We start from the raw sequence: 25,044 nt of genomic DNA on the forward strand, positions 1-25,044 counted from the left end.
ATGGCGCAGGATCCGCTGGATGCCGCTGCCCAGGCCAAGAGAATCTGGGATTCGGTCCTGCAGGTGCTCCGCTACAGCAGCTCACTGACCTCCAGGGACAAGGGCTGGCTGGAGGACATCACCCCAGAGGCGGTCTTCGGCACCACCATCGTTCTGCGGGTCTCCTCCAAGGCCACCCAGGAGGCTGTGCAGGGACCGCTCAGCCAGCCGCTCCTCAATGCACTGCAGCTGGTCACCAACCAGGAAATGTTCCCGGCCATCAAAATCGTCTATCCGGAGCAGATGGCCAAGCAGAAGGCTGCCAATCAGCAGAACGACCAACGCGCCTCCGCCATGGCCAGCTCCGCCCCGGGCAGCGACGAGTTCCGTCAGGTTCCCAGGCCTGCCGAGGATCCCTACGGCGACTACCGGCGTCAGAGCAGCGCCGACCGAGCCCCCAGCTCGGAGACCCGCCCGGACTGGCGGACCGAGGCTGCTGAAACCTCCAAGTCCCCGACTGTTTCCGTCAACGACTTCCACGAAGGCACCTATGTGCCCATGACCTTGGATATGCAGGCCGAACTGTCCGAACCCTCCCCCACTATGAGGCCAACGGCAGGCGCTGATGCCGACCAGCAGAGCGAGACAGAGAGGACCGCATCCCGGCCCGCCTTCACCGTGCCCCGCTTCCCCATGAGCCAGAACCGGGTGGAGCGCGATCCACAGACCCACCTGAACAAAAACGCCACCTTCGACACCTTCGTCCCAGGCGACTCCAACCGCTTTGCGCGGACCGTGGCCCTGGCCGTGGCCGAAGGATCAGGTCAGGACTTCAACCCCTTGTGCATCTACGGCAGCTCGGGTCTGGGCAAGACCCATCTGCTCAACGCCATCGGCAACTATGCTCTGGTCAAGGATCCCTCGCTCAAGGTCCGATACGTCAACTCGGAGGAATTCACCAACGAATTCATCGACGCCCTGCAGAACTCCACCCAAGGATCGGGTCAGATCGCGGAATTCAACCGCCGCTACCGGCAGGTGGATGTGCTCCTTATCGATGATATTCAATTTCTTGGAGGTAAGGAAGCCACCCTGGACCAGTTCTTCCACACCTTTAATGCCCTCCATGACGCCAATAAGCGCATCGTCATCGCCTCGGATGTGGCTCCCAAGAATCTGAAAGGCTTCGAATCCCGACTGATCTCACGCTTCGATTCAGGTCTGACCGTGGATGTCAAGCCACCAGACCGGGAGACCCGGGTGGCCATCCTCAGAATGATGGCTTCCATGAACGGAGTCAGCATTCCCAACGAGGTTCTGGATCTGATTGCGGAACGCTTCACCGAGAACATCCGGGAGCTTGAGGGGGCCCTGACCCGTGTCACCGCCGTGGCCAGCCTCAACAATCAGCCGGTCACCACGGCCCTGGCCGAACAGACACTGCAGGACTTCTTCTCAACGGACGTGGAGATCAAGCCCACTGACATCATCTCCCAGGTGGCCAAGTACTTCCATCTGACCTTCGACGATATCGTCGGCCGCACGCGCACCAAGAACATCGCCCTGGCCCGGCAGATCGCCATGTATCTGGCCCGGGAAATGACCAGCATGTCCTTGGTCGACATCGGCGAGGTCTTCGGCGGCCGCGATCACACCACGGTCATGCACGCCTACACGCGCATCTCCAATGAGATGCAGGAAAAGCGGGAGATTTACAACTACGTCATGGAACTGACGGTCCGGCTTAAACAACCTCAGAATTGATACGACACGCAGACACCAGTGTGTACTGACAGAAAAAGATATCCACCTACTTATCCCCGGATGTGGGCAAACCTTGGGAATAACCCACCGGTTTTCTGGGGATAAGTGGTGAATTTGTAGCGAATAACCACCATGCTTTTGTGGATAACCTGACAAAAATCCGCCCCTGTGGATAACTTGCCTTTTTAGTCACATCGATTTCACCACTTATCCACACCTCTTAAATGAAGCCTATCCACCGCGTTGCAGGGATTTGAAAACTTATCCACACCATCCACCGAGCTTATTACGATGACTCTATGTATATTTATGCAATAATCGTCGTCATATTCAAGCACATCTGCTCGCTCCAACCACATCACCCGACCTATTCGATAGAATGAGTCCAGTTCATTCATCGACAAGAAGGCTCCCATGAAAGTAGAAGTGAATTCATCCGCACTCTCGGATGCAGTGGCCTGGACCACCCGCATCATTCCCTCCCGACCGGCTTCGCCGATTCTGGCGGGCATCAGGATGGAAGCCTCCGACGGAACTTTGAAGCTTTCTGCTTTCGATTACGAGGTTTCGGCAAGAAACCACATCGAGGCAGGGATCGATGAATCCGGAACGGCATTGGTGCTGGGCAAACTGCTGGCGGATATCACCAAATCCCTGCCATCGGAGAAGACCTACCTGTCAACCGAGGGATCCAAGATGACCATAACCTCGGGCAAATCGACTTTTTCCCTGCAGCTGATGCCTGATAGTGAATATCCCGACCTCCCTGCCGTTCCCGAACCCATGGGCCAGGTGGATGCTGAGACCTTTATCCAGTCCATCTCCCAGTCCATCGTCGCTGTTTCCAGGGAAGAGAGCCGTCCGGTCCTGACCAGCGTCAAGACCGAGATCACCGGGGACAAGGTGGTCATGACCGCCACCGACCGTTTCAGGTTGTCCCGTTCGAGCTTCACCTGGACTCCTCGCGACGCCGACTTTTCCACCTCCATGCTGATCCGCGGCTCTCTGTTACGGGACATCGCCCGTTCCCTTGACGAGCACCAGAATGTGACCATGGATTACGAGGCCGACAACCCCACCATCATGGGCGTGGAAAACGCTGGCAAGATATCCACCACCCAGCTGATTGACGGGGAATTCCCGGCCGTGGATCGTCTCTTTTCGGACGAATACCCCATCCAGGCGGTCATCGCCCGGCAGGATCTGATTGATGCCATCAAGCGTGTGGCCCTGGTAGCCGAGCGCAACGCCCCCATCCGTATGGTCTTCTCCGGCAACGAGGTGACCCTGAGTGCAGGCACGGCCGACGAGGCACAGGCCCATGAGGTTCTGCAGGCGGATCTGGACGGTGAGGACATCACAGTGGCCTTCAACCCCAGCTATCTGATCGACGGGTTGGGCGCCATCGCTGAGCCCTTTGTCCGCATCAAGATGACCTCGGCAGTCAAGGCTGTGGAGTTCAACGGTCAGCAGGAGCAGGATTCCGAGGAGTCCATGGACTACCGCTACCTGCTGGTGCCCATGCGTTTCAACAACTGACGCCGGGCAGGTTCGAGGAACAATCGCCGTGCACATCTCCCGTCTGGTTCTGGATCACTTCCGTTCCTGGGAGCACTGTGTCCTCGATCTGGAGCCCGGGGTGACCATTCTGGAGGGGCGCAATGGTCTGGGCAAGACCAACCTGGTCGAGGCCATCGAGGTCCTGTCCACCGGCGGTAGTCATAGGACTTCATCTTCCCTGCCACTGGTGGAGCGCGGGCAGTCCAAGGCCACCATCAGGGCCAGGCTGGAACAGGATGGGGCCGCCACTGACTATGAGTTGACCATTGCCGCCAAGGGAGCCAATCGGGGAAGAATCAACGGTGGGCCTTCCCTCTATCAGCGTGACCTGGTGGGCCGGGTGCCCTGCGTGACCTTCAGCCCCGAAGATCAGCTGATGGTCTCCGGGGAGCCGGCAGCCAGGCGGACCGTGCTGGACCAGGCTGGCAGCCAGCTCGATGCTGACTACTTCCAGGTTCGGCAGGATTTTCGCCATGTGGCCAGACAGCGTGCCGCCCTGCTCAAGCAGCTCTCCCAGGCGGGCCATGACCCCTCCGGTGACGGGCGTGACGCCGCCCTGTCCGGCCTTGAGGTCTGGACCGGACAGTTCATTCGGACAGGTCTGGATCTGAGCCGACGACGAGCGGCTCTGGTAGAGGCCCTGGGCCAGCCCTTCAGTGATTTGTATGGTCGGCTGGCAGGTCCTGGTCAGGATGCTCGATTGACCTACCGACCCTCCCTGGAGGAGATCGGACCTGACAGGCAGACCGGTCCCGAGGTCGCCGAGGCCGTCAGCCGCCACTTTCAGCGGATATACCCGGGAGAAGTGGCCCGGGGCACCAATCTGATCGGTCCCCAGCGTGACGATCTGACCTTCACCCTCAATGGTATGCCTGCCAGGGAGTTCGCCTCCAATGGTGAGATGTGGACCCTGGCCCTGGCTCTGAGGCTGGCCCTGCTGCAGGTGGTCAAGGATCGTCGCTCTCTGGAGCCCGTCGTCATTCTGGATGATGTCTTCGCCCAGTTGGATCGAGGCCGCAGGGATCAGATTCTGGACTTTTCCCGCCAGCAGGACCAGGTGCTGATCACCGTGGCCGCCGACAGCGATATTCCATCCCTAAAGGGCGCCAGGCTGGTGGATGTGTCCGGATTGAGGCCTGTGCAGTCATCCGATCTTGCTGCCCAGGATCCGGCCATTGCCAGTGCCATGCAGGACCTGAGACGAACCAGAGGGACGGCCCATGATGACTCGGATATGCCGGACGGGCCGGAGGGGAACGACCGGTCATGAAGGCGCCCATGGTTGAGACCCTGCACCTGGACCAGCGGCGACTGCCGGCCCTGGTCTTCGAAGGCTGCACCCGACGGGCGGCCACTCGTCGGCAGCGGGAGGACAACTCCCGCAAGGCCTGGTATGCATTCGGCAAGCCCGGCCGCGACCCAGCCAAACTGGGAGGAGTGGTGACCAGCCTGGCTGCCGGAAGCGGGTGGACCAGCCATCTGAAGGTGGCCCGGCTGCGCAACCAGTGGGACAGTGTGGTGGGACCCGGCATCGCCGCCCATTCGAGGGTGGTCTCCTACCGGGATGGCGTACTGATCATCCAGGCGCAGACCACGGTCTGGGCCACCCAGCTGACCTACCTGGTTCCTCAGCTCAAGGCGACCATTGTCAGGCGGCTGGGCATGCCGGTCAAGCAGATCCGGGTGACCGGCCCCCACAACTACAGCTTCCGCCGTTCACGGTTCGATCCGCCGGGCCGAGGCGTGCGTGACACCTATGGGTGAGCCCATAATCTGCGAATACCGTCTTGCCAGCTTTCTGTAAGCCTAAAGTCCCCTAGCGCTGGTAATCTATAGGTTATAGGGTCAAACGCTTCCAAGGCCCCTTTATGGACGATTTGGAACCTGGTGACCATGACTCGATCCCCCGCTCGACCGCGAACGGAAGCTGCTTTGTCGTCAGTGGCCGACGATGGGGGTGCAGAAAGGACTATCCGTGGCAGATCTCAACACTGACCCGTCCCGGACCCCGCAAGAGGGCTGGGAGCATGAGGAGGACAAGCCTCAGGATGACGGCATGACGGGCCAGGATCAGCTGGATCAGCTGGACGACGCACAGCTGGATGACTCGCTCTCCCCTGAGCATTATGACGCCAGCGATCTGAAGGTGCTGGAGGGGCTGGAGGCGGTCCGCGTCCGTCCCGGCATGTACATCGGCTCGACGGGCCCCAGGGGCCTGCATCACCTGGTCTACGAGATCGTCGACAACTCGGTCGACGAGGCCCTGGCCGGGTACGCCGACCATATTGAAGTCACCATCCTGCCCGACAACGGCATCCGCGTGGACGACAACGGCCGTGGCATTCCTGTCGACGAGGTGCCGGGCGAGGGCAAGAGCGGCGTCGAGGTGGTGATGACCAAGCTGCATGCCGGCGGCAAGTTCGGAGGCGGCGGTTACGCGGTCTCGGGCGGTCTGCACGGCGTGGGCATCTCCGTGGTCAACGCCCTGTCCACCAGAATCGACGTCCAGGTGCGCCGTCAGGGCTACCACTGGCATCAGAACTTCCGTAACCAGAAGCCCACCGCTCCCCTGTCCAAGGACCAGGCCATGGGGCCGGACGAGAGCACCGGCACCTCGGTGACCTTCTGGGCCGATCCCAAAATCTTCGAGACCACGGTCTACGACTTCGAGACCCTGCGCAGCCGCTTCCAGCAGATGGCCTTCCTCAACAAGGGCCTGCGGATCACCCTGACCGATCTGCGCCCCAATGACCAGGCCGGCGACGAGGTGGCGGGCGAGGAGCAGACCCCGGAGCAGAAGGGCCAATCCGTCAGCTACCAGTACGCCAACGGCATCAAGGACTATGTGGACTACCTGGTCAAGGTCAGGAAGGCCACGCCTGTGGAGGCCGAGGTCATCGACTTCGAGGCCGAGGACCTGAAGCTGGGCATCTCAGCCGAAGTGGCCATGCAGTGGACCACCGCCTATTCGGAGTCGGTCCACACCTTCGCCAACACCATCGCGACCACCGAGGGCGGCACCCACGAAGAGGGGTTCCGAGCGGCCCTGACCAGCATGATCAACCGTTACGCCAGGGACAAGAACATCCTCAAGGACAAGGATGACAATCTCTCTGGCGACGACGTGCGCGAGGGGTTGACCGCCGTGGTCTCCGTCAAGCTGACCAACCCACAGTTCGAGGGCCAGACCAAGACCAAGCTGGGCAACTCCGAGGCCAAGACCTTCGTCCAGAGGGTCATGACCGAGAGGCTGAGCGACTGGTTCGACGCCCACCCAGGCGAGGCCAAGTCCATCATCCAGAAGGCCATGGAGGCCTCCCGGGCCCGGATCGCAGCCAAGAAGGCCCGCGAGAACACCCGTCGCAAGTCCATCTTCGAGACCGCCGGCATGCCCGACAAGCTCAAGGACTGCCAGTCCAGCGACCCCGAGGAGTGCGAGCTGTTCATCGTGGAGGGCGACTCCGCAGGCGGCTCGGCCATCCAGGGGCGCAACCCCATGACCCAGGCCATCCTGCCCCTGCGCGGCAAGATCCTCAACACAGAGCGGGCCAGCTTGGACCGCATGATGAAGTCCGACACCATCGAATCCCTGATCACGGCCGTGGGCGGCGGATACGGCGAGGACTTCAACATCGACAAGGTGCGCTACCACAAGGTCATCATCATGGCCGACGCCGATGTGGACGGCGCCCACATCGCCACCCTGAACCTGACCCTCTTCTTCCGCTACATGCGGCCCATGATCGAGGCCGGCTACGTCTACGTGGCCATGCCACCGCTCTACCGGCTCAAGTGGACCAAGGGGCCCCACAGCTTCGTCTACACCGATGCCGAGCGCGATAGGGTCCTGGCCGAGGGCAAGGCCTCCGGCCGGCAGCTGCCCAAGGGCGAAGGCATCCAGCGCTACAAGGGTCTGGGCGAGATGAGCTACCAGGAGCTCTGGGAGACCACCATGGACCCGGAACACCGCATCCTCAAGAAGATCCGCATCGATGACGCCGAGCAGGCCGACGAAACCTTCACCATGCTCATGGGCGACGAGGTCGAACCCCGGCGTCTGTTCATCCAGCGCAACGCCCACGACGCCCGCTTCATCGACGCCTGAGACGGACGTCTCCCCTTTTCACCATTTTGAGCTAAGGATCGATTTTGGCAGACGATAACAACAACGACAACAGTCCGGACCAGGACGGCCTCAACCTGCCCGACGGGTCTCGAGAACCGCTCAGCCCCCAGGAGATGGACAACACCGATTACGGCCTCCTCAAAGGCGAGCGGATTCAGCCCATTGACCTCCAGCAGGAGATGCGGGAATCCTATCTGTCCTATGCCCTGTCCGTGATCGTGGAGCGGGCCTTGCCCGATGTCCGCGACGGCATGAAGCCGGTCCACCGCAGGGTCATCTACGCCATGTACGACGGCGGATACCGGCCCGACCGCGGCTACAACAAGTGCTCGCGCGTGGTGGGCGACGTCATGGGCAAGTACCACCCCCATGGCGATTCGGCCATCTATGACACCATCGTGCGTCTGGCCCAGTCCTGGTCCATGCGCTATCCGCTGGTGGACGGCCAGGGCAACTTCGGCTCACCCGGCGACGACCCGGCGGCCGCCATGAGGTACACCGAGTGCCGCATGGCCCCCCTGGCCATGGAGATGGTGCGCGACATCGACAAGGACACGGTCGACTTCATCCCCAACTACGACGGCAAGACCCAGGAGCCCACGGTTCTGCCCTCCCGCTTCCCCAACCTGCTGGTCAACGGATCAGCCGGCATAGCCGTGGGCATGGCCACCAACATTCCTCCGCACAACCTGCGCGAGGTGGCCAAGGGCGTGCACTGGGCCCTGGAGCATCCCGAGGCATCCAAGGAGGATCTGCTCAACGCCCTGATCGCCATCATCAAGGGGCCTGACTTCCCCACCGGCGCCACCATTTTGGGCCACAAGGGCATCGAGCAGGCCTACCGGACCGGGCGCGGCCTGATCACCATGCGGGCGGTTGTCAACACCGAGGAGATCCGCGGAAGGATGTGCCTGGTGGTCACCGAGCTGCCCTACCAGGTCAACCCCGACCGGCTGGCCTCCTCCATTCGCGAGGCCGTGCGCGACGGCAAGATCCAGGGCATCGCCGATATGCGCGACGAGACCTCGGGCCGCACCGGACAGCGCCTGGTCCTGGTGCTCAAGCGCGATGCCGTGCCCAAGGTGGTCCTCAACAACCTCTACAAGCACACCCAGCTTCAGCAGACCTTCGGGGCCAACATGCTGGCCTTGGTGGACGGGGTCCCCAGGACCCTGAGCCTGGACGCCTTCATCCGCCACTGGGTGGACCACCAGCTGGACGTGGTCGAGCGGCGCACCCGCTACCTGAAGCGGGAGGCCGAGGATCGCGACCACATCCTGCAGGGGTATCTGAAGGCCCTGGATATGATCGACCAGGTCATCGCCCTGATCCGCGCCTCCAAGGATGTGGATACGGCCCGCACCGGCCTGATGGAGCTGCTGGACGTGGACGAGGTCCAGGCCGATGCCATCCTGGCCATGCAGCTGCGCCGTCTGGCCGCCCTGGAGCGGCAGAAGATCCTGGATGAGCACGAGGATCTTATGCGCAAGATCGCCGACTACAACGACATCCTGGCCCACCCCGAACGCCAGCGCACCATCGTGGGCGACGAGTTGGACGAGATCGTCGACAAGTACGGCGACGAGCGGCGCACCCGGATCGTCCCCTACTCGGGCGAGATGAACGTGGAGGATCTGATTGCCGACGAGCAGGTGGTGGTCACCGTCACCCACTCCGGTTTCGTCAAGAGGACCAAGGCCGACGAGTACCGGGCGCAGCACCGCGGCGGCAAGGGCATTCGCGGGGCCAGGCTGCGCGAGGACGACGTGGTGGACCACTTCTTCCTGACCAGCACTCACAACTGGCTGCTCTTCTTCACCAACAAGGGCCGGGTCTACCGGCTCAAGGCCTACGAGCTGCCCGAGGGCTCCCGCGACTCCAAGGGTCAGCATGTGGCCAATCTGCTCCAGCTGGGCCCGGGCGAGCGGATCGAACAGGTCCTTTCCTTGCACGGCTACGACGATGCCGACTATCTGGTTCTGGCCACCCGGACCGGACGGGTCAAGAAGACCCGCCTGGCTGAGTATGATTCACCCCGCCAGGGCGGCCTGATCGCCGTGCGGTTGATGGAGCTGGGCACCGTCACTGACGAGAAGGGACAGGAGGTGCCCCAGAGCGATGAGCTGGTGGGTGCCGCCCTCTGCAATGCCGATGACGAAATCATCCTGGTCTCCCGCAAGGGCATGAGCGTGCGCTTCCCGGCCGATGACTCCACCCTGCGGCCCATGGGACGGCAGACCGCCGGCGTCCAGGGCATGCGGTTCCGCCCCGGCGACGAGTTGCTGAGCATGGATGTGATCGCCAAGGAGTCCGAGGATGACCTGCTGGTGGTCACCGATGAGGGCTTTGCCAAGCGGACCGCCCTGAGCGAGTACCGCCTGCAGGGCCGCAACGGCTACGGCGTCAAGGCCATCGCCATGGTGGAGGGCCGGGGATCCTTGGTCGGCGCCCTGGTCGTGAACGAGGACGACCAGATCATGGCCATCATGAAGTCCGGCAAGGTCATCCGCTCCGATGTGGCCGAAGTCAAGCGGACCGGTCGCAACACCCAGGGGGTCACCCTGGCCAAGCCCGACAAGGGCGACGAGATTCTCTCCATCGCCCGCAATGCCGAACGTGACGACCAGGAAGGGGACACCGGTCAGGCCGACCTGGCTCCTGCCGCTCCACTGGCAGCCAAGGATCAGCCCATCGCCACCACCGGAACCGGCGACGGCCAGAGCCTGACCCAGGAGGACTGAGTTGGTCCGCTACCAGTCTGACAAGACTGGTAGCCTCATAAGAAGTCATGCAGGCCCAGCGGCGGTATGCGCGGGCCATTGAACGCAAGGATCAAGGAGTGCCGATGAGCCAGGATGATCGGGAGCAGGTCAAGGCCGGCAAGCAGGGTGCTGGTAAGCCCCAAAAGGGGAAGACCAAGACTGATGAATCCGCACAGGGCGAGTCCCGTCGGTCATCGTCGGTCACTCCCCCGGCTCCTGCAGCCGGCAGGACGGCATCGGGACGTTCCGCAAGAACCACAGCCTCGGCTGCCGGTTCGGTCAAGGTATCCTCATCCCGTCCTGTCAGGCCTGCAGCTTCGGCTTCGGCGGCGCGTCCCCACGTGCCTCGGGCCCGGCGCATGCAGTTGTCCCTGACCCGGCTGGAGCCCTGGTCGGTGGCCAAGGTCACCTTCCTGCTGGCCATCGCCGGGGGCATCATTCAGGTGGTGGCCGCTGCCCTGCTCTGGTTCCTGCTCAACGCCATGGGGCTCTTCGACAACCTGACCCAGGTCATTTCCAAGACGGGCCTGGACGCGGGCGGTTTCGATCTGGGCCAGGTGCTGAGCCTGGGGACGGTCCTGAGTTCGGTGACCATCTTCTCCATTTTCGAGATTGTCATAGTAGTGGTTCTGGTCACCATTTTCGCCTTCCTCTACAACCTGGTCAGTTCCCTGGTGGGGGGCATCCACGTGACCTTGGGAGACGACTGAGCCCCTGGTCGGCGCAGTCAATCGGCCGATAGGGCCGGGAGCGATTTAGACTGGGATTATGCTCTCGACGTACCTGGACTACTTCAGCGGCTCCTTCGGCATATCTCTGGTCTTTTGGCCCCTAGCCTCGCTGATCCTGACCCTGCCCATTCTTGCCCTGATTTACAACCGCTACCACCGGCTCCGTCTGACCGCAGCCATGGCGGCCTACCTGACCGTCTTGTACCTGCTGGCCTTGGTTTTCTTCACCCTCTGGCCAATGCCCGACGACCGTGCCGCCTTCTGCGCCACCCATCATCTGAGCCCCCAGCTCAACCCCCTGCAGTTCCTGACCGACCTGAGCACGGGCGGGCGGATGGCCGTGCTGCAGATTCTGCTCAATGTGGCCTTCTTCCTGCCCCTGGGCTTCATCATGGGGAGGGTCTTCCGTTGGCGCTTCATCCTGGCTTTGCCGGTCGCCATCCTGGTCTCCCTCTTCATCGAGACGGCCCAGCTGACCGGGGTCTTCGGCATCGTGGGCTGCGCCTACCGCCTCTTCGACGTGGACGACCTGATCTGGAATACCTCGGGCGCCATAATCGGCTACCTGGTGGCCATGGCAGCCAACAAACTCGTTCCCACCCGTCAGGCTGACGCCGCCCAGCTGGTCACCAACCCCGGGTTCATACACCGTGCCGTCTCCCTGGCTCTGGATCTGCTCCTGGCCACCATCCTGTCCATGTCTCTGGGAATGGGCATGACCTATGCGGTCCATCGCCTGGGCACCTATCAGCTGGATGGCCACTACCGCTTTGGCGGGCTGCTGATCGCTCCATCAGCTCTGAATGTGTTCGGGACCGTAGTTGACCTGGTCATGCTGCTGATCTTCGAATTGCTTATCCCCCTGCCCCGCCGGGGACGGACGCTGGGTGCCACCTTCACCCACATGACTATCGAGACCAAGCAACGGCATGGCTGGTCCCGCTTCCTCTTCTATCTGTTCCGGACCGCAATCATCCTGGCCGTTTTCGGCCCCTGGACCGGCAACGTTCAGATTGCAACGCGCATCCTGGCCCTGCTCCTGCTGATCTTCTATCTGATCAAGCGGCAGATGCCCTACGACCTCTTGCCCGGGACAGCCTACCGGGAGGAGGACACAGGTGCGGAGGAATCCCCCGACGACCGGCGGGGGTGAAGCCTGACCTCGGACAGGATGATGGCGGCGAAGATGATGGCGAAGCCCAGCAGATGGGTGGCCGTCAGCTCCTCGTGCAGGACCAGGACCGAGACCAGCATGCCGAACAGGCTCTCCGAGCACAGGATCAGCGAACCCTGGGCGGTGGGGACCCTGGAAAAGGCGATGTTCTGGAAGTTCTGGGCCATCAGGGTCGAGATCAGCGTCAGATAAATCATGGAGCCCAGGGTCGAGGGCGTGAAGTCGGCCACAGTGGGAAAGGGATCGAAGATCAGCGCGCAGATCAGGAAGAGGATGCCGCCGAAGAGCAGCTCCAGGTAGGTCAGCGTGGGGGCATCGAACTTCTTGGTCAGGAAACCGGTGATCACCAGGTTGACTCCATAGAGTAGCGCGCCGGCCAGGGTCAGCAGGTCACCGGTGCTCAAGGCCAGCCCCTGTCCCCCGCCCTGGGCAGGCAGCGAGATCAGAGCCACGCCCAGGATGCAGATGGCAGCCGCGACGAAGTGGCGTAGGGCCGGCCGTCGACGGGCCATGATCCAGACCAGGAAGGGCACAAAGATGCAGTAGGTGGCCGTCAGGAAGGAGTTGCGGCCCGGAGCGATGGTGGTCAGTCCCATCATCTGCAGGCTGAAGGCCGCCCAGTAGCTGACTCCCAGAATCAGCCCCGGCACCAGGGTGTGTATGGCCCCGGTCCTGCGCAACCGTGGAAGCAAAAAGGGCGTCATGATGACGATGGCGCACAGGATCCGAATGCCCATCAACCAGCGCACGGTCAGGGTCTCCATGGCAACCTTTTCGAAGGTGTATCCGGCCCCCCAGGCGGCCGCGGCCATCAGCAGCATCAGGCGGGCCAGCCAGGTGGAGGGTTTCCAGGACGAAGAGGGTGCGGAGGTAGACATGTTTCGACTCTAACCGTTCCCGTCCACAAGTGAGAATTGATTCGCACCATGTTTGCCTAAGTTCGGCTTCGGGCAAGCGGGGTCCGTCATGTGGACATCTCCGATATCATGGAAGAACGGTGATAACGGCGGCCATGGGTCCTCGGCCGCCGGGGTAAGGAGTGTGCGCCAGGATGATCAGAATCGCAGTGGTGGATGATGATTCCATCAGCTGCCGGACTATGGTCAATTACCTGAGCCGCTACCGCAAGGAACGTCATGAAGAACTGTCGGTCAGCGTCTTCACCGATGGCAAGGCCTTTGCAGACGGCTATCGACCCGTGTATGACATCCTTCTTCTGGACATTCAGATGACCCCCATGGACGGAATCGAGGTGGCCCGCAGGGTGCGCGCCCGTGACGAGTCGGTGGTCATCGTCTTCATCACTTCCGCCCCCCAGTACGCCATCAACGGCTATGAGGTTGGTGCACTCTCCTACCTGCTCAAGCCCCTGCCCTGGTTCGCCTTCTCCCAGGAGCTGGACCGGTCCATCGCCCAGGTGCGTGGCCGCGTGGACCTGTCCATCCTGATTACCGAGGGTGCACGATCCACCCGGATTCCCCTCAAGGACATCGTCTTCATCGAGTCCGTCCGCCACAGCAGCGTCATCCACACCTTGGACTCCTCGCTGACCACGAACAGCACGCTGAAGAGTCTGGAGGGCCAGTTGGACCAGCGGGGATTCTTCCGCTCCAACTCCTGTTACCTGGTCAATCTTGCCCACGTGACGGGCATGGAGGACCAGGACTGCATTATGTCCACCGGTCAGCGGCTGCGGGTCAGTCGACCCCGTAAGAAGTCTTTTATGACGGCTCTTACCGCCTACGTGGCAGGTCGGCCATGACCACCACCCACATCCTCAACGCCCTGCCCGACATCCCCCGGCTCTATACGGCCATCAGCGAATGGCTGGGTTGCCTGGTCTACCTGTTGGCCATCGGTTCGAGGACCTCCCGCCTGCGGATGGCGGCGGTCCTTCTGCCTGGTCTGGCCGTGCTGGTTGTGGTCCAATACTGGGCCGGCACCCTGCCTATCGCCTTCTGGATCATCAGCATGTGTCTGGCCGTGGCCTGCATGTACGCCATCATCATGCTGGCTTCAGGGTTGGGGGCGTTGGATGGGGCCTATCTGCTGGCCCGTGCCTTCGTCCTGGCTGAACTGGTTGCCTCCCTGCACTGGCAGTTGGACTCCTTCATGCGGCCTGCCGGCCACGGCCTGTACGACCCGGCCTCGTTGATCCTGCTGGTGCTGATCTACGGTGGCGTAGGGCTGCTGGCCTGGGTGGCGGAGCGGCGCAACTTCGCCGACACCCAGCCTTCCGTGCCTGGACGCAGCGTCTTCATGGCTGCGGTCATTGCGGTGGTCACCTTCGCCATGTCCAACCTGAGCTTCGTCTCCACCAACACCCCATTCTCCGGTCGGGTCGGTCTGGAGATCTTCTACATCCGCACCCTGGTGGACCTGTGCGGGTTCGCCATGCTCTACGCCCAGCAGGAGCAGCTGCGGGAGAGCCATACCAGCGCCGAGCTGGCCTCCATCAACGCCCGGGCTTACAGCCAGCATCGGGAGTACATGCGCTCCAAGGAGAATCTGGAGGCCATGGGAAGGCTTGCCCACGACCTCAAGCATCAGATTGCGGCCCTGCGCTCGCAGATGGACCCTGAGCGCAAGTCTCAGGACTTCGAGGAGCTGGAGGCTGCGGTCGGACGGTATGGAGCGCAGCAGCACACCGGCAATCCCATCCTTGACGTGGTCATGTCGACCAAGGAGCGCATTTGTTCCGAAGAGGGGATCACCCTGACCATGGTGGCTGACGGTTCGCTCTTGGAGGGGATGGCGCCCATGGATGTCTCCACCCTCTTCGGCAACGCCTTGGACAATGCCATTGAGGCCTTGAGGAAGGTCAAGGAACCCGACCGCCGTCTAATCAAGGTGGCCCTGTACGCCCGGGGACAATTCGTGGTGATTCGCATTGAAAATTATTTCACCTCGCCTCTGAATTGGAAGGGCAACGGCGAATTGGCCACCACCAAGACCAGGACAGACGGTGGCCTGCATGGATACGGGGTCAAGTCCATCCGGCACATAGCCCATCGTTACCAGGGCGAGATAACCCTACGTACCGAGCATCACTGGTTCAGCCTCTGTGTGCTCCTGCCGAGGGAGGGCGATCAGTTGAAGCCCATGGCGGCATCGGCGACCTTATAACCCAGACGGATGGCCAGGCGGCCCGGCCGGCCCGGCATGTTGATTATCCGACAGAGCAGGGTGGAGCGCACGTCGGAGGCGATGACGGGGGAGCGGTGCTCCAGCCTTCGCCAGAGCATGTCCTTGTTCCGGTAGTTGCTGGGTTTGCGGGAGAGGATCAGGAAGACCGAGGTCACTACGCAGTTGATGGACAAATAGTGGATCATATAACGATAGAGTCCACGGGGAACCGTCCCCGGGTCAGGAGTTGAATCCGCCATGAGCCCGTTGACCAGCAGCAGTTGTGAAACACGGGCGATCATGATCGAGGTCTGCACCGACTGGCCCTGTCGACCGGTGTGATAGCGGTAGAAATTCGTGTCCAGGTAGAGCAGGGTGTGTACCCAGGGCAGGGGCTGATAGGAGTAGATGAAGTCCACATAGTAGGTGTGCTCGGGCAGGCGGGTATGGGCCTGACGGAGCACCTCGGTGCGCAGGATCAGGGCGTGCATGATCATGTACTGGGCCAGTCCGAACCGCCGCAGGTGGTTCCAGTCCAGCACCCGCCCCGGATTCATGACGCTGCGGAAGTTGATGACCCGCTTATGCTTGCGGCCTTCCTTCTCGTAGACGTAGTTGGTGACCACCATGTCCACCGGATTCGTACGTCGCGACTGGTCGCGCAGCTGATCCAGAACCAGGCCCAGGGATGTTGGGTCCACCCAGTCGTCGGCATCGACCACCTTGACGTAGCGGCCCCGGGCGGCTGCCAGGCCGGTGTTGACCGCGCCGCCGTGACCTTTGTTGGTCTGGCTGATCAGACGGACGGTGTGCGGATGGCGTGCCTGGTATGACTGCACCACCTGCGCTGTGGCATCGGTGGATCCGTCATCGACCACGATGACCTCCAGATCGTCACACTCCCTGCTCAGGAGGGAATCCAGGCAGGTCGGCAGATGCTTTGCCATGTTATAAGCGGGGACGATGAAAGTGAGAACGGGCGGGCTCGTGGAGGCCGGTCGGTCAGCTGTCATGAACGATCACTTCGCAAAAGAATGGGTCAGCGGGTATGTCGGCGGGGTTGCCGTAATCCCGCCGGCGGCCGTTGCGACCACTGTACATGATGGGTTTGAGGAAAAGGCCCCGTCCCTCTGGCCGCCGATGCATGCCGGTTCATTGGCAGCCGGGGGAGTGGGGCCGGAATTTTACTGGGCGCTCGCCTGAGATTCGGTGGGCTCCTGACGGAAGATGACCTTGAAGATGGGGAAGAAGACCCAGAAGGAGATGGCCGAGTTGATGATCATGGTGACCAGGTCAGCAATGGTGGTCCCCAGGCCGCCCCAGTTCAGGGTGTGCTGGAAGAAGCCGTAGATGGGGTCCTTGTACCAGCCCTGCAACGCTGCTGCGATGATGGTGATGATCACATAGGCCACCAGGTACCAGAAGGCCGCCTTCCAGACCGAGGAGTTGGACTTGAAGGTGATGTTGCGCTGGAGGAAGAAGTTGATGACCTGGGCGATCAGCAGGGTGATCTCCACCGCGAGGAAGTAGGCCAGGCCGCCCCCGCCGCCGTGGCCGATGGATCCGGCCGCGTAGTCGAACAGGTAGTAGGGCTTGCCGCCGACAGTCCCCATGCGCCAGATCTGGAAGTTGGTGCCGACCAGGGAGGTGCCGTTGAAGATGGCCTTGAGCACGGGCATGAGCACCAGCTGCAGTACGGTGACCCCGTTGGACAGGATGAAGAAGACGATGAACTGGGCCAGGGTGGTGTGCCGGTCGCTGAACCGCCGCCACCAGCGGACAATCGCCCACTGCGAGGCCGTCGCCGCCTTCCCCTGGGCCGGCTGTCCGGCCTGCTGGCTGTGCTGATCACTCATGATTGAGCTCCTTTCCGGTCTTGCGGTTGGCGGACATGTTCCTGAAGAATCCGGCGATGAATCCGCCCAGCCCCCGCCATAGGTGGCCATTGGGGATGCGCACGATGGCCTCGACCATGGCCGTGTCGATCAGCCCGTTGGTCATCTTGGCCATGGCCCTGGGGGGCATGTTGAGCAGGAAGAGGGTGTTCAGGTCGGGGTTGCCGGTCTTGGTCTCGTGGCGGCTCTCGCTCTTGGCCAGGAAGTTGGCCACGAACCTGGCCACGGCGCTTCTGGAGTCCTTCCAGGATGAGAGCGGATCGTTGACGCCGAAGGTGCTGACGGCGCCCTGTCGGACCACCGGGTGGCCGAAGAGTGCTGTCACAGCGGCATCGTCGACCTCCTTGACCCGGCCGGTCAGATAGGCGCCGAGGGCAGGGTCGGGACTCTGCGGATCGACGGTGCCTTGGACTCTCAGATGTCCACTCAGTTCCATCTTGCGCGCGTCGGAGCCGATCATGATGGTCCAGTCGCCGGACTCGACCTGCCAGGAGTTGCTGGCCGTATCGAAGTGCCGGAAGGTCATCTGGTCGAAGTCGATGCGGACCTGGGTTGACTGGCCGGCCTCCAGGCTGACCTTCTTGAAGCCCTTCAGCTCGCGGACTGGTCTGAGCACGCCACCCTTGGGCGCCTGGACGTAGAGCTGGGGAACGGTGGCCCCCTGCCTGTCCGAATCATTGGTCAGGGTGAAGGTGACCCCCTTGTCGTCCACGGTCAGATCGGCGTAGGCGAAGTGTGCGTAAGACAGGCCGTAGCCGAAGGGGAAGCGTTCCTCCACCTCGGCGGTCAGGTAGTAGCGGTAGCCGACGAAGGGACCCTCCCGGTAGATGGACTCGTGCGCTGGGTCGGGGTACCAGTCGGCGCTGGGGCAGTCGGCATAGGACTTGGGCCAGGTTTCCGCAAGGTGGCCGGAGGGGTTGACCCGGCCCGTCAGGATGTTCAGGGTGGCTGAGGCCCCAGCCTGCCCGGACAGTCCTATATAGAGAACGGCATCGCACTGGTCTATCCAGTCGGCGGTGACGGGGGAGCCCGCCACCAGGACGACCACCAGGGGCTTGTCCGTCGCGCCCAGAGCCTTGATCAGGTCGACCTGGTTGCCGGGAATGTCCATGTGGGAACGGTCCAGGCCCTCGGATTCACTGCGCTCATCCAGGCCCACGCAGGCGACGATCACGTCAGCCTGGCCAGCCGCAGCCACGGCCTGGTCGATCAAAGATTGGTTCTTCTCGCCATGGCGTTCGTAGCCCTGGCTGTAGGAGGCCAGCTCCAGGCCGTCGCCGTTGCCCTGCCTGAGCAGGTCCAGCATGCTCTCCTGCTTGGCTGCGTTGACCTTTGAGGATCCGGATCCTTGGAATCTTGGGGTTTCGGCCATATCCCCGACCAGGGCGACCCGGGTGCCGGCGGCCAGTGGCAGGCGTCCCTTCCGATTGATCAGAAGGACGGCGGATCCCTCGGCGATGCTCCTCGCCACCTGATGATGGTCCCGTATCTGATCCGCGGTCAGGTTCCCATCGGGATCCATGCCAGAATGGTAGGTCAGCTTGGCCAGCCGCGCCACCTCTTCGGCCCGTGCGTTCAGATCGGCTTCGTCCAGGCGGCCCTCCTGCACGGCCTTGGCAACCTGTCGCACGGAGTCATATCCGGCCTGGGGCATCTCCAGGGAGGAACCATTGGCGGCTGCGGCGACCGCACTGTTGGAGCCGCCCCAATCCGAGACCACCATTCCGTCGAAGCCCCACTCCTTGCGCAGGATGTCCTTGAGTAGGTGGGGATTCTCGTTGGCATAGGTGCCGTTGACCATGTTGTATGAGGTCATGATGGCCCAGGGATGGGCCTGGCGCACAGCGATCTCGAATCCGGTCAGATAGAGCTCGCGCATGGTGCGCTCGTCCACCACGGAATCGGATGCCTGGCGCCGCAGCTCCTGGCTGTTCATGGCGAAGTGTTTGGGGGTGGCGGCCACGCCCTGGGACTGGATGCCTTCGATCAGGCCTGCAGCCATACGACCGGCCACCTGGGGGTCTTCGGAATAGTATTCAAAGTTTCTGCCGCACAGGGGGTTGCGCTTGATGTTCATGCCAGGACCCAGAACCATGTTGACGCCCAGACTTCTGGCTTCGCTGCCCAGCGCCTGGCCCATGGTCTTTGCCAACTCCGGGTCCCATGAGCAGGCCACGGTGCCCGCTGTGGGGAAGCAGGTGGCGGGCTTGGACTTGCCCATGCCCAGGTTGTCCCCTGATCCGGTCTGGCGGCGCAGGCCGTGCGGGCCGTCGCTTAGGACCATGCTCGGGATGCCTGCCCTCTTCAAGGCTCGGGTCGCCCAGGTGGATTTTCCGGAGAGCAGCGATGCCCGTTCCAGAACTGTCAGATCCTTGACTTCCATAGTGTTCCCTCTCTCCACGACTTCTTCGGTGGTTAACCGGCCAGTCTCCCAGAGAGGTCAAGACCTGTGTCGAAATTCTCTTCAGGCTCAGAAAACACCGAAGTTTTCTGGTAAAGGCTCGGTTCTGCTTCGTTTGTATTATCGGTGTTTACACCTCCCTGTGCAGCACTTTGAGACCAACCTGTTCGATTGGGCGCATAAATGGTTGTCGGCAGCGCCTTCTCTGATATGAAATGCTGTTCTCTTGGAAAAGTTCCTTCAGCTATTTTTACTAGTTTTGAGAGGGACATATGCATACGATCCTGCACACTGCTTGAATAGGGGAGTTTCGGGCTTGAGCAAACCATTTGCATGCAACTATTGACTAGGGTTAAGCAAGAACGCGAGTCGTCCATGTCATCCGGGAATGCTTCGCTTTTGGAGTCTATCCCTATATGAGTTTTGATTGTTTACAGTGTGGCTCATTACAAGCTCTAAGACCGAAATATTTGTTTTCGTGCCTAACTGTAAAAGCTTGCTGCGAGAAGCTACTACACCAGCAGAATCGTTATGCGAATCCTCTATAGATGCCAGCAGATTAGGGTATCAAAGCGACAGGTTGTGCTTTTTCCGAAGATTGCTTGAAAAGTGATGGATATTCTGACCATGTTCGTGACAACTGAGATGTTAGGGAATGTACAGGGCGATTCCTCATCGCTAATGACCATCGTCGGTGCTTTCCCCAAGTGTCAATGAAGAGACTGCAAGGAGAAATCGTGGAATCGGAAAAACCAAAGAAACTGAAGATGAGCGGACGGACGTTCAAGCGGATATGGATCACCGTTATCGTGGTCATCCTGGCTCTGGCTGTGGCTTTGACCGTGGCTGGCAATTCTTTTGCCAGTGTGCTTGACAGTTACCTGGGTGGGGGCCACGTGGTCGTTAAGAAAGCCCCGGGAACTTCAGCCTGGAACACCACTTACAACGCCAAGGCCACCAATTCTATGCAGGAGGCCAAGACGAAAAGCGATGCCGTCTCCCAGAGGGTAACCGATGAGGGCATCGTCATGTTGAAGAATGACGGTGTACTCCCTTTGAAGGAGCAAAGTATAGTTTCGCCCTTCGGAGCGGGATACATGGACCCAGCCTATTCCGGTAGTGGGGCAGCGGCTACGACGGACAAGGAGATGATTACCTCCGAGCAGGGGCTCAAGCATTATTTCAAAGTGAATGATGCAACAGTCCAAGCCATGAAGGGAGCTAAGACTTCGTCGCCAGGTGCTGCGCCAGGCACCAAGGCACTGAATGCTGACAAGAACTCGGTCCAAGCCATCATGGACAAGGGGAAGTCAGCTCATATCGATGAGTATGATCCCAGCATCTATACGCCACTTGCTGACAAGGTCAAGGACACAGCGGGCATAGTTTTCATCAAGCGTTCAGGTTCCGAAGGAATCGACAAGCGCACGCAGGGGTATGACGATGGAACTCCACATTATCTGGCTTTGACTGCAGCGGAGAAGAACACAATCAAGTTTGCCAAGGATCACTGCGCATCGGTGATTGTGGTGCTCAACAGTGCAAATCCTATGGAGCTGACCCCAATTATGGGTGGAGAATTTGAGGCTGATGCCATTGTATGGACCGGCACCACTGGCTCTCGCGGGTTTGAATCACTTGGCAGGATACTGAGCGGAAAGGTTAATCCTTCCGGTCGCTTGACAGATACCTATCCGACCGATTTCACCAAAGACCCAACTTTTGCCAATTTTGGTGAATACCACTACACCAACACCAAGGTCAAAGATCAATCAGTCTTGGGCGATTTCATGCCTGGAGCTAACCGCGGCACCATCGATCGTCCTTATGTCGAATATGAAGAAGGTATATACGTTGGCTACCGCTATTATGAGACGGCCAGTGTCGAAGATCCTGATTTCATCTATGGCAGGCTGAATAAGAACGGCGGCATCGTCCAACCTGGCGCTGTGGCCTATCCTTTCGGCTACGGAATGAGCTACACCTCTTTTGACCGGAAACTCAAGGATGTTCAGGTGTCCGGCGGGAAGGTGGAAGCCACCGTCGAAGTAAAGAATACCGGCAAGGTCGCTGGCAAGGATACCGTCCAGCTGTACTACACAGCTCCCTACACCGACTATGACAGGAGCAATCATGTGGAGAAGTCTGCCACCGAACTGGGCGCCTTCGCCAAAACCAAGCTTCTACAGCCTGGTGCTGGGCAGGAAATCAAACTGAAGTTCTCCAAGGACGATATGGCTTCCTACGACTACCACCATAGGAATCATGACGGTTCCACCGGTGCCTATCTTCTGGAGGCCGGGAATTACATGCTGCAACTCAAGAACAATTCCCATGATGTCCTGGATACCTACCAGTTCACTGTTGCCAATACCCAGTTCTATGAAGGCAACAATCCACGGCAGTCTGACAAGGATGCACAATCCAAGCTCAACGACAAGGGTGAACCGACAGGCAAACCTGAACAGAAGGCCGGTTTCAAGGCGCCCAGCAACCGTTTCCAGACCATGAACGCCTATATGGATGAACAGGGTGTCACCCAGCTTTCACGTAGCAACTGGAAGGGAACCTTCCCAACAGCCCCAGAGGGACGTAAGGGTGTGGCTCCACAGGTTGCTCTGGATGAATTCTCTTGGTTTGACAAGTTCGACCCTGATACCGATAAGGTTCTAGGCAATGACAAGGCCAGCAAGGTCTACCAAGACAAGGAGCCTAACTCCAAAGCCAAGCATGATCTGGCTCTGATCGACCTGCGTGGCGAGGATTACAACAGCAAGAAGTGGGACCAGTTGCTGGATCAGATTGATTGGCAGGGTGATAAGAAGAGCATCACTGAGGTTCTTTTCAAGGCCGCCTACCAAACCGCTGCGATTCCGTCCATCGACAAGCCTGCAACTGTGGATAAGGACGGTGCCATGGGATGGAGTATCAAGGGCGCCTCATCCTGGGCAGGCGCCAATGTCATAGCCTCCACTTGGAACGTAAATCTTCTGAAGGAGATGGGTGAGGCCCTGGGTGAGGAGGGTCTGCAGTCTGGTCTGAACGCTTGGTATGCTCCTGGAGTCAATACTCACCGGTCTCCCTTCAGCGGTCGTGTCTACGAGTACTACTCTGAAGATGGCCTCCTGTCCGGGAAGCTGGCTGCGGCCTCGATAAGCGGTGCTGGAAATAAGGGCATCTTCAGCTACTTGAAGCATTTTGCGCTCAACGAGCAGGAGACCTTCCGCGATATGTACCTGGCTACTTGGGCTAATGAACAAGCAGTGCGCGAGATCTACTTGAAGCCTTTTGAAATTGCCGTTAAGGAGGCTAGGAGCACTGAAAAGTACATTGGTGACAGCAAAGGGACGATGACAACCAAGGTCATTCGTTCGGCTACGGGCATCATGTCTTCCCAGAACAGCATTGGAGGTGTGATCGGGTTTGCGCATCGTGGTCTGCTAACCGATGTACTCCGCGGCGAGTGGGGCTTCCAAGGCGCAGTAATCACGGATCTTTATCCAACTAAGCAGCATCAGCTGCGCGATATGACTCTTCGCGCAGGCAACGATCTCTTCATGAACCAGATGGAGAACGCGGCAAAGGATTACGACAGCCCAACCGCTCGGATGGCCATGAGGAAGGCCCTACACAATATCGGCTACGCCACAGTGAACTCAAACGCTATGAATGGCATCACTCCAAGGTCACGGCTGGGGTATTCCATGAGTCCTTGGAAGAAACTGCTCTACGGAATTGATGTGGCTATCGTAGTTGTGGCAGCTCTCATCGTTTTCTGGATTGTGCGGCGAGGACTTGACGAAAAGGCCAACCCGGACCGTTACAAGAAGCCAAAGAGCCGTAAAAAGGTCAAGGCGTAATGGTGTAAGGGCTCAGAATCCAAGGATCCACATCTGATCAATCATTGGATCCAAGCCCAATTGGGGCAACCGTGATTCAACGGTTGCCCCAGTTTTATGTTTGGCGGCCCATGATGCTGACCGTAAAGTCGGGGGGGGGGGGGGATGTACTTTCCAAGAATCATGCGGTTTCAATAGGTGAGGCCTGTCAAATGTTGGAAGGTTCGTGGAGATCTTCTTGATGCCGTCGACACCCGGCACGTTCCAAAGAGAAAAGAGTGTTTAAAGCGGACTTGGTGGGCGGCATAAAACTGTTATTTTGGCGCTGCAGTCGGTTCCCTGACGGGTGTTATGGGACTAACCAGGATTACTCTCTTGCTCGTTTTGTTGTTCGAATGAGAGATTCTTGAGGTCCGTTTCCCGATAGAATTCTGTTATGGCCCAAGGCAAATTCTGTGTTCAGCCTCAGTGTTCTACTCATTCACGTTTGTATTGGATGTGGATTAGAGGTACGCGTCTGGTCTTCTCGATGAATCCGGCCCCTCGCCGTGCCCCTATTATCCTTTACCTCCATGGTGGTCCAGGCGATGCCTGTATTCCGCTGACCATGCGCTACAACGCGGCCTTGGAGCGCGATTTCCGCTTCATCAACCTGGACCAGCGGGGCAGTGGGCTGTCCTACCATCCCTTTGCCCCTGACGAGGTGGTGACCATCAATTCGATGGTCGAAGATGTTCACCAGTTCGTGCTGAAGCTGCTTCGAGCCTACGGACAGGATTCCGTGATTCTCATCGGTCATTCCTGGGGCAGCGTCCTGGGGCTGGAGATGGTGAAGCGGTATCCCTCTCTTATTCGCTGCTACATCGGCCTTGGACAGGTCGTCAGCATGCGCGCTGCTCTTCGTCTAAGACGGCAGTGGGGACAACAGAGTTTGGGTCCCCGGCTCGGTTCGCTCGTCAGCAGGGAGAACGGAGCTGCCGACATAGTGCTGATGATTAATGAGCTGCTGTCTCGTGGCGGGGCTGCCATGCTGTTCGGATCTCTGGGACGGATCATGACCTACCTGCGCTCGCCCTACTACAACTGGTCGCGTCTGCTCAACCATGCCAAGGGGGTGGCTCAATCCCGCGCTCGCTTGCATGCAGAGCTGGAGCAGGTCGATTTCAGTGGGCAGACCTCCTTCGAGGCGCCGGTATATTTCATCAGCGGCAAGTATGACCGTCATCTGCCAGGCAGTCTGGTTGAGCGGTTCGCAGATGGGTTGAAGAGCCCGCATCGGTTTATTCGCTTTGACCGGTCCGGGCACTGCCCACAGTGGGATGAGCCAGAACGGTTCGCGGCAACGGTTAAATCCCTCTGCCTGTAGCGCTCTATTGATAAGCAGGGGCTGCCTTGCCGCTAGTGCCCATCCGCATGGTGTAAATACATGCTGCGCGTGACGAAATCTACTAATATTAATCATTGAAGATATTGGTTTGAGCCTCGCTGAAGAGCGTGCGGGGTTCCTGGATTGACGAAGGTCGATGAAGCGGGGACTATGTCGATGAAAATCGACACGCCGTAGAATCCCCGGAATCATTGGGTTCCTTCGATATTTTTCTATGCCAATTTGCGGGATAACCCAACTTCGTGTAAGTTTACATCTTGCTGCCCGGCAGTGATGAGAACTCTTCGGAGGGCTTGGAGC

Annotated in this window: 17 protein-coding genes; 12 read left to right on the forward strand and 5 right to left on the reverse strand. The window is 60.1% G+C overall.

Annotated features, from left to right (window positions below; all coding sequences use genetic code 11):
* The 8 genes from dnaA to JF70_RS00040 all read left to right on the forward strand — a co-directional run.
* Window positions 1–1,743, forward strand: a 1,743-nt coding sequence (gene dnaA, locus JF70_RS00005) for a chromosomal replication initiator protein DnaA (RefSeq protein ID WP_045934803.1), incomplete at its 5' end; no start/stop codon positions are given.
* A gap of 414 nt (window positions 1,744–2,157) precedes the next feature.
* Entirely contained in the window at window positions 2,158–3,282 is a 1,125-nt protein-coding gene (gene dnaN / locus JF70_RS00010) for a DNA polymerase III subunit beta (RefSeq protein WP_045934804.1), read from the forward strand.
* A 28-nt stretch (window positions 3,283–3,310) separates the two neighbouring features.
* The gene (gene recF, locus JF70_RS00015) at window positions 3,311–4,573 is read left to right on the forward strand and encodes a DNA replication/repair protein RecF (RefSeq protein WP_045934805.1); all 1,263 of its coding nucleotides are present in this window, start codon (window positions 3,311–3,313) and stop codon (window positions 4,571–4,573) included.
* The gene (locus JF70_RS00020; protein WP_045934806.1) at window positions 4,570–5,067 is read left to right on the forward strand and encodes a DciA family protein; all 498 of its coding nucleotides are present in this window, start codon (window positions 4,570–4,572) and stop codon (window positions 5,065–5,067) included. The genes recF and JF70_RS00020 overlap by 4 nt, the downstream gene beginning before the upstream one ends.
* 292 nt (window positions 5,068–5,359) lie before the next feature.
* Complete coding sequence (gene gyrB / locus JF70_RS00025) at window positions 5,360–7,408, forward strand: DNA topoisomerase (ATP-hydrolyzing) subunit B (protein WP_110412773.1); 2,049 nt, start codon at window positions 5,360–5,362, stop codon at window positions 7,406–7,408.
* A 44-nt stretch (window positions 7,409–7,452) separates the two neighbouring features.
* Entirely contained in the window at window positions 7,453–10,170 is a 2,718-nt protein-coding gene (gene gyrA, locus JF70_RS00030) for a DNA gyrase subunit A (RefSeq protein ID WP_045934808.1), read from the forward strand.
* Between the two features lie 104 nt (window positions 10,171–10,274).
* Window positions 10,275–10,901, forward strand: coding sequence for a DUF3566 domain-containing protein (locus JF70_RS00035; RefSeq protein WP_045934874.1), 627 nt, complete (start codon window positions 10,275–10,277; stop codon window positions 10,899–10,901).
* 58 nt (window positions 10,902–10,959) lie between these two features.
* Window positions 10,960–12,075: a VanZ family protein gene (locus tag JF70_RS00040; RefSeq protein ID WP_045934809.1), complete on the forward strand. Its 1,116-nt coding sequence runs from the start codon at window positions 10,960–10,962 to the stop codon at window positions 12,073–12,075.
* Here the strand turns inward: JF70_RS00040 and JF70_RS00045 are convergent.
* On the reverse strand, window positions 12,021–12,974 hold the full coding sequence (locus JF70_RS00045) for a DMT family transporter (protein ID WP_045934810.1): 954 nt from the start codon (window positions 12,972–12,974) through the stop codon (window positions 12,021–12,023). The two genes, JF70_RS00040 and JF70_RS00045, sit on opposite strands and share 55 nt — an antisense overlap.
* A gap of 173 nt (window positions 12,975–13,147) precedes the next feature.
* Here JF70_RS00045 and JF70_RS00050 point away from each other — a divergent pair, with 173 nt between their 5' ends.
* Both JF70_RS00050 and JF70_RS00055 read left to right on the forward strand, forming a co-directional pair.
* Complete coding sequence (locus JF70_RS00050) at window positions 13,148–13,858, forward strand: LytR/AlgR family response regulator transcription factor (protein ID WP_045934811.1); 711 nt, start codon at window positions 13,148–13,150, stop codon at window positions 13,856–13,858.
* A complete protein-coding gene (locus tag JF70_RS00055) occupies window positions 13,855–15,222 on the forward strand; it encodes a sensor histidine kinase (protein ID WP_045934812.1) in 1,368 nt (455 codons plus the stop codon). Before JF70_RS00050 ends, JF70_RS00055 begins: the two co-directional genes overlap by 4 nt.
* Here the strand turns inward: JF70_RS00055 and JF70_RS00060 are convergent.
* The 4 genes from JF70_RS00060 to JF70_RS09055 all read right to left on the reverse strand — a co-directional run bounded on the left by JF70_RS00060 (window position 15,186) and on the right by JF70_RS09055 (window position 19,796).
* Window positions 15,186–16,235: a glycosyltransferase family 2 protein gene (locus JF70_RS00060; protein ID WP_045934813.1), complete on the reverse strand. Its 1,050-nt coding sequence runs from the start codon at window positions 16,233–16,235 to the stop codon at window positions 15,186–15,188. The genes JF70_RS00055 and JF70_RS00060 overlap by 37 nt on opposite strands.
* A gap of 171 nt (window positions 16,236–16,406) precedes the next feature.
* The gene (locus JF70_RS00070; protein WP_197069063.1) at window positions 16,407–17,078 is read right to left on the reverse strand and encodes a hypothetical protein; all 672 of its coding nucleotides are present in this window, start codon (window positions 17,076–17,078) and stop codon (window positions 16,407–16,409) included.
* Window positions 17,071–19,500, reverse strand: coding sequence for a glycoside hydrolase family 3 C-terminal domain-containing protein (locus JF70_RS00075; protein WP_045934814.1), 2,430 nt, complete (start codon window positions 19,498–19,500; stop codon window positions 17,071–17,073). Before JF70_RS00075 ends, JF70_RS00070 begins: the two co-directional genes overlap by 8 nt.
* Before the next feature lie 32 nt (window positions 19,501–19,532).
* A complete protein-coding gene (locus tag JF70_RS09055; RefSeq protein WP_197069064.1) occupies window positions 19,533–19,796 on the reverse strand; it encodes a hypothetical protein in 264 nt (87 codons plus the stop codon).
* A gap of 459 nt (window positions 19,797–20,255) precedes the next feature.
* On the opposite strand from JF70_RS09055, the gene JF70_RS00080 reads away from it, so the two are divergent.
* Both JF70_RS00080 and JF70_RS00085 read left to right on the forward strand, forming a co-directional pair.
* Window positions 20,256–23,378: a glycoside hydrolase family 3 C-terminal domain-containing protein gene (locus JF70_RS00080; RefSeq protein WP_197069065.1), complete on the forward strand. Its 3,123-nt coding sequence runs from the start codon at window positions 20,256–20,258 to the stop codon at window positions 23,376–23,378.
* A gap of 508 nt (window positions 23,379–23,886) precedes the next feature.
* Window positions 23,887–24,723 (forward strand): alpha/beta fold hydrolase, encoded by an 837-nt coding sequence (locus JF70_RS00085; protein WP_197069066.1) that lies wholly within the window; start codon window positions 23,887–23,889, stop codon window positions 24,721–24,723.
* The last annotated feature ends 321 nt before the right edge of the window (window positions 24,724–25,044 follow it).

The organism is Bifidobacterium mellis (assembly GCF_000967265.1).
In the GTDB taxonomy this organism is placed as follows: domain Bacteria; phylum Actinomycetota; class Actinomycetes; order Actinomycetales; family Bifidobacteriaceae; genus Bombiscardovia; species Bombiscardovia mellis.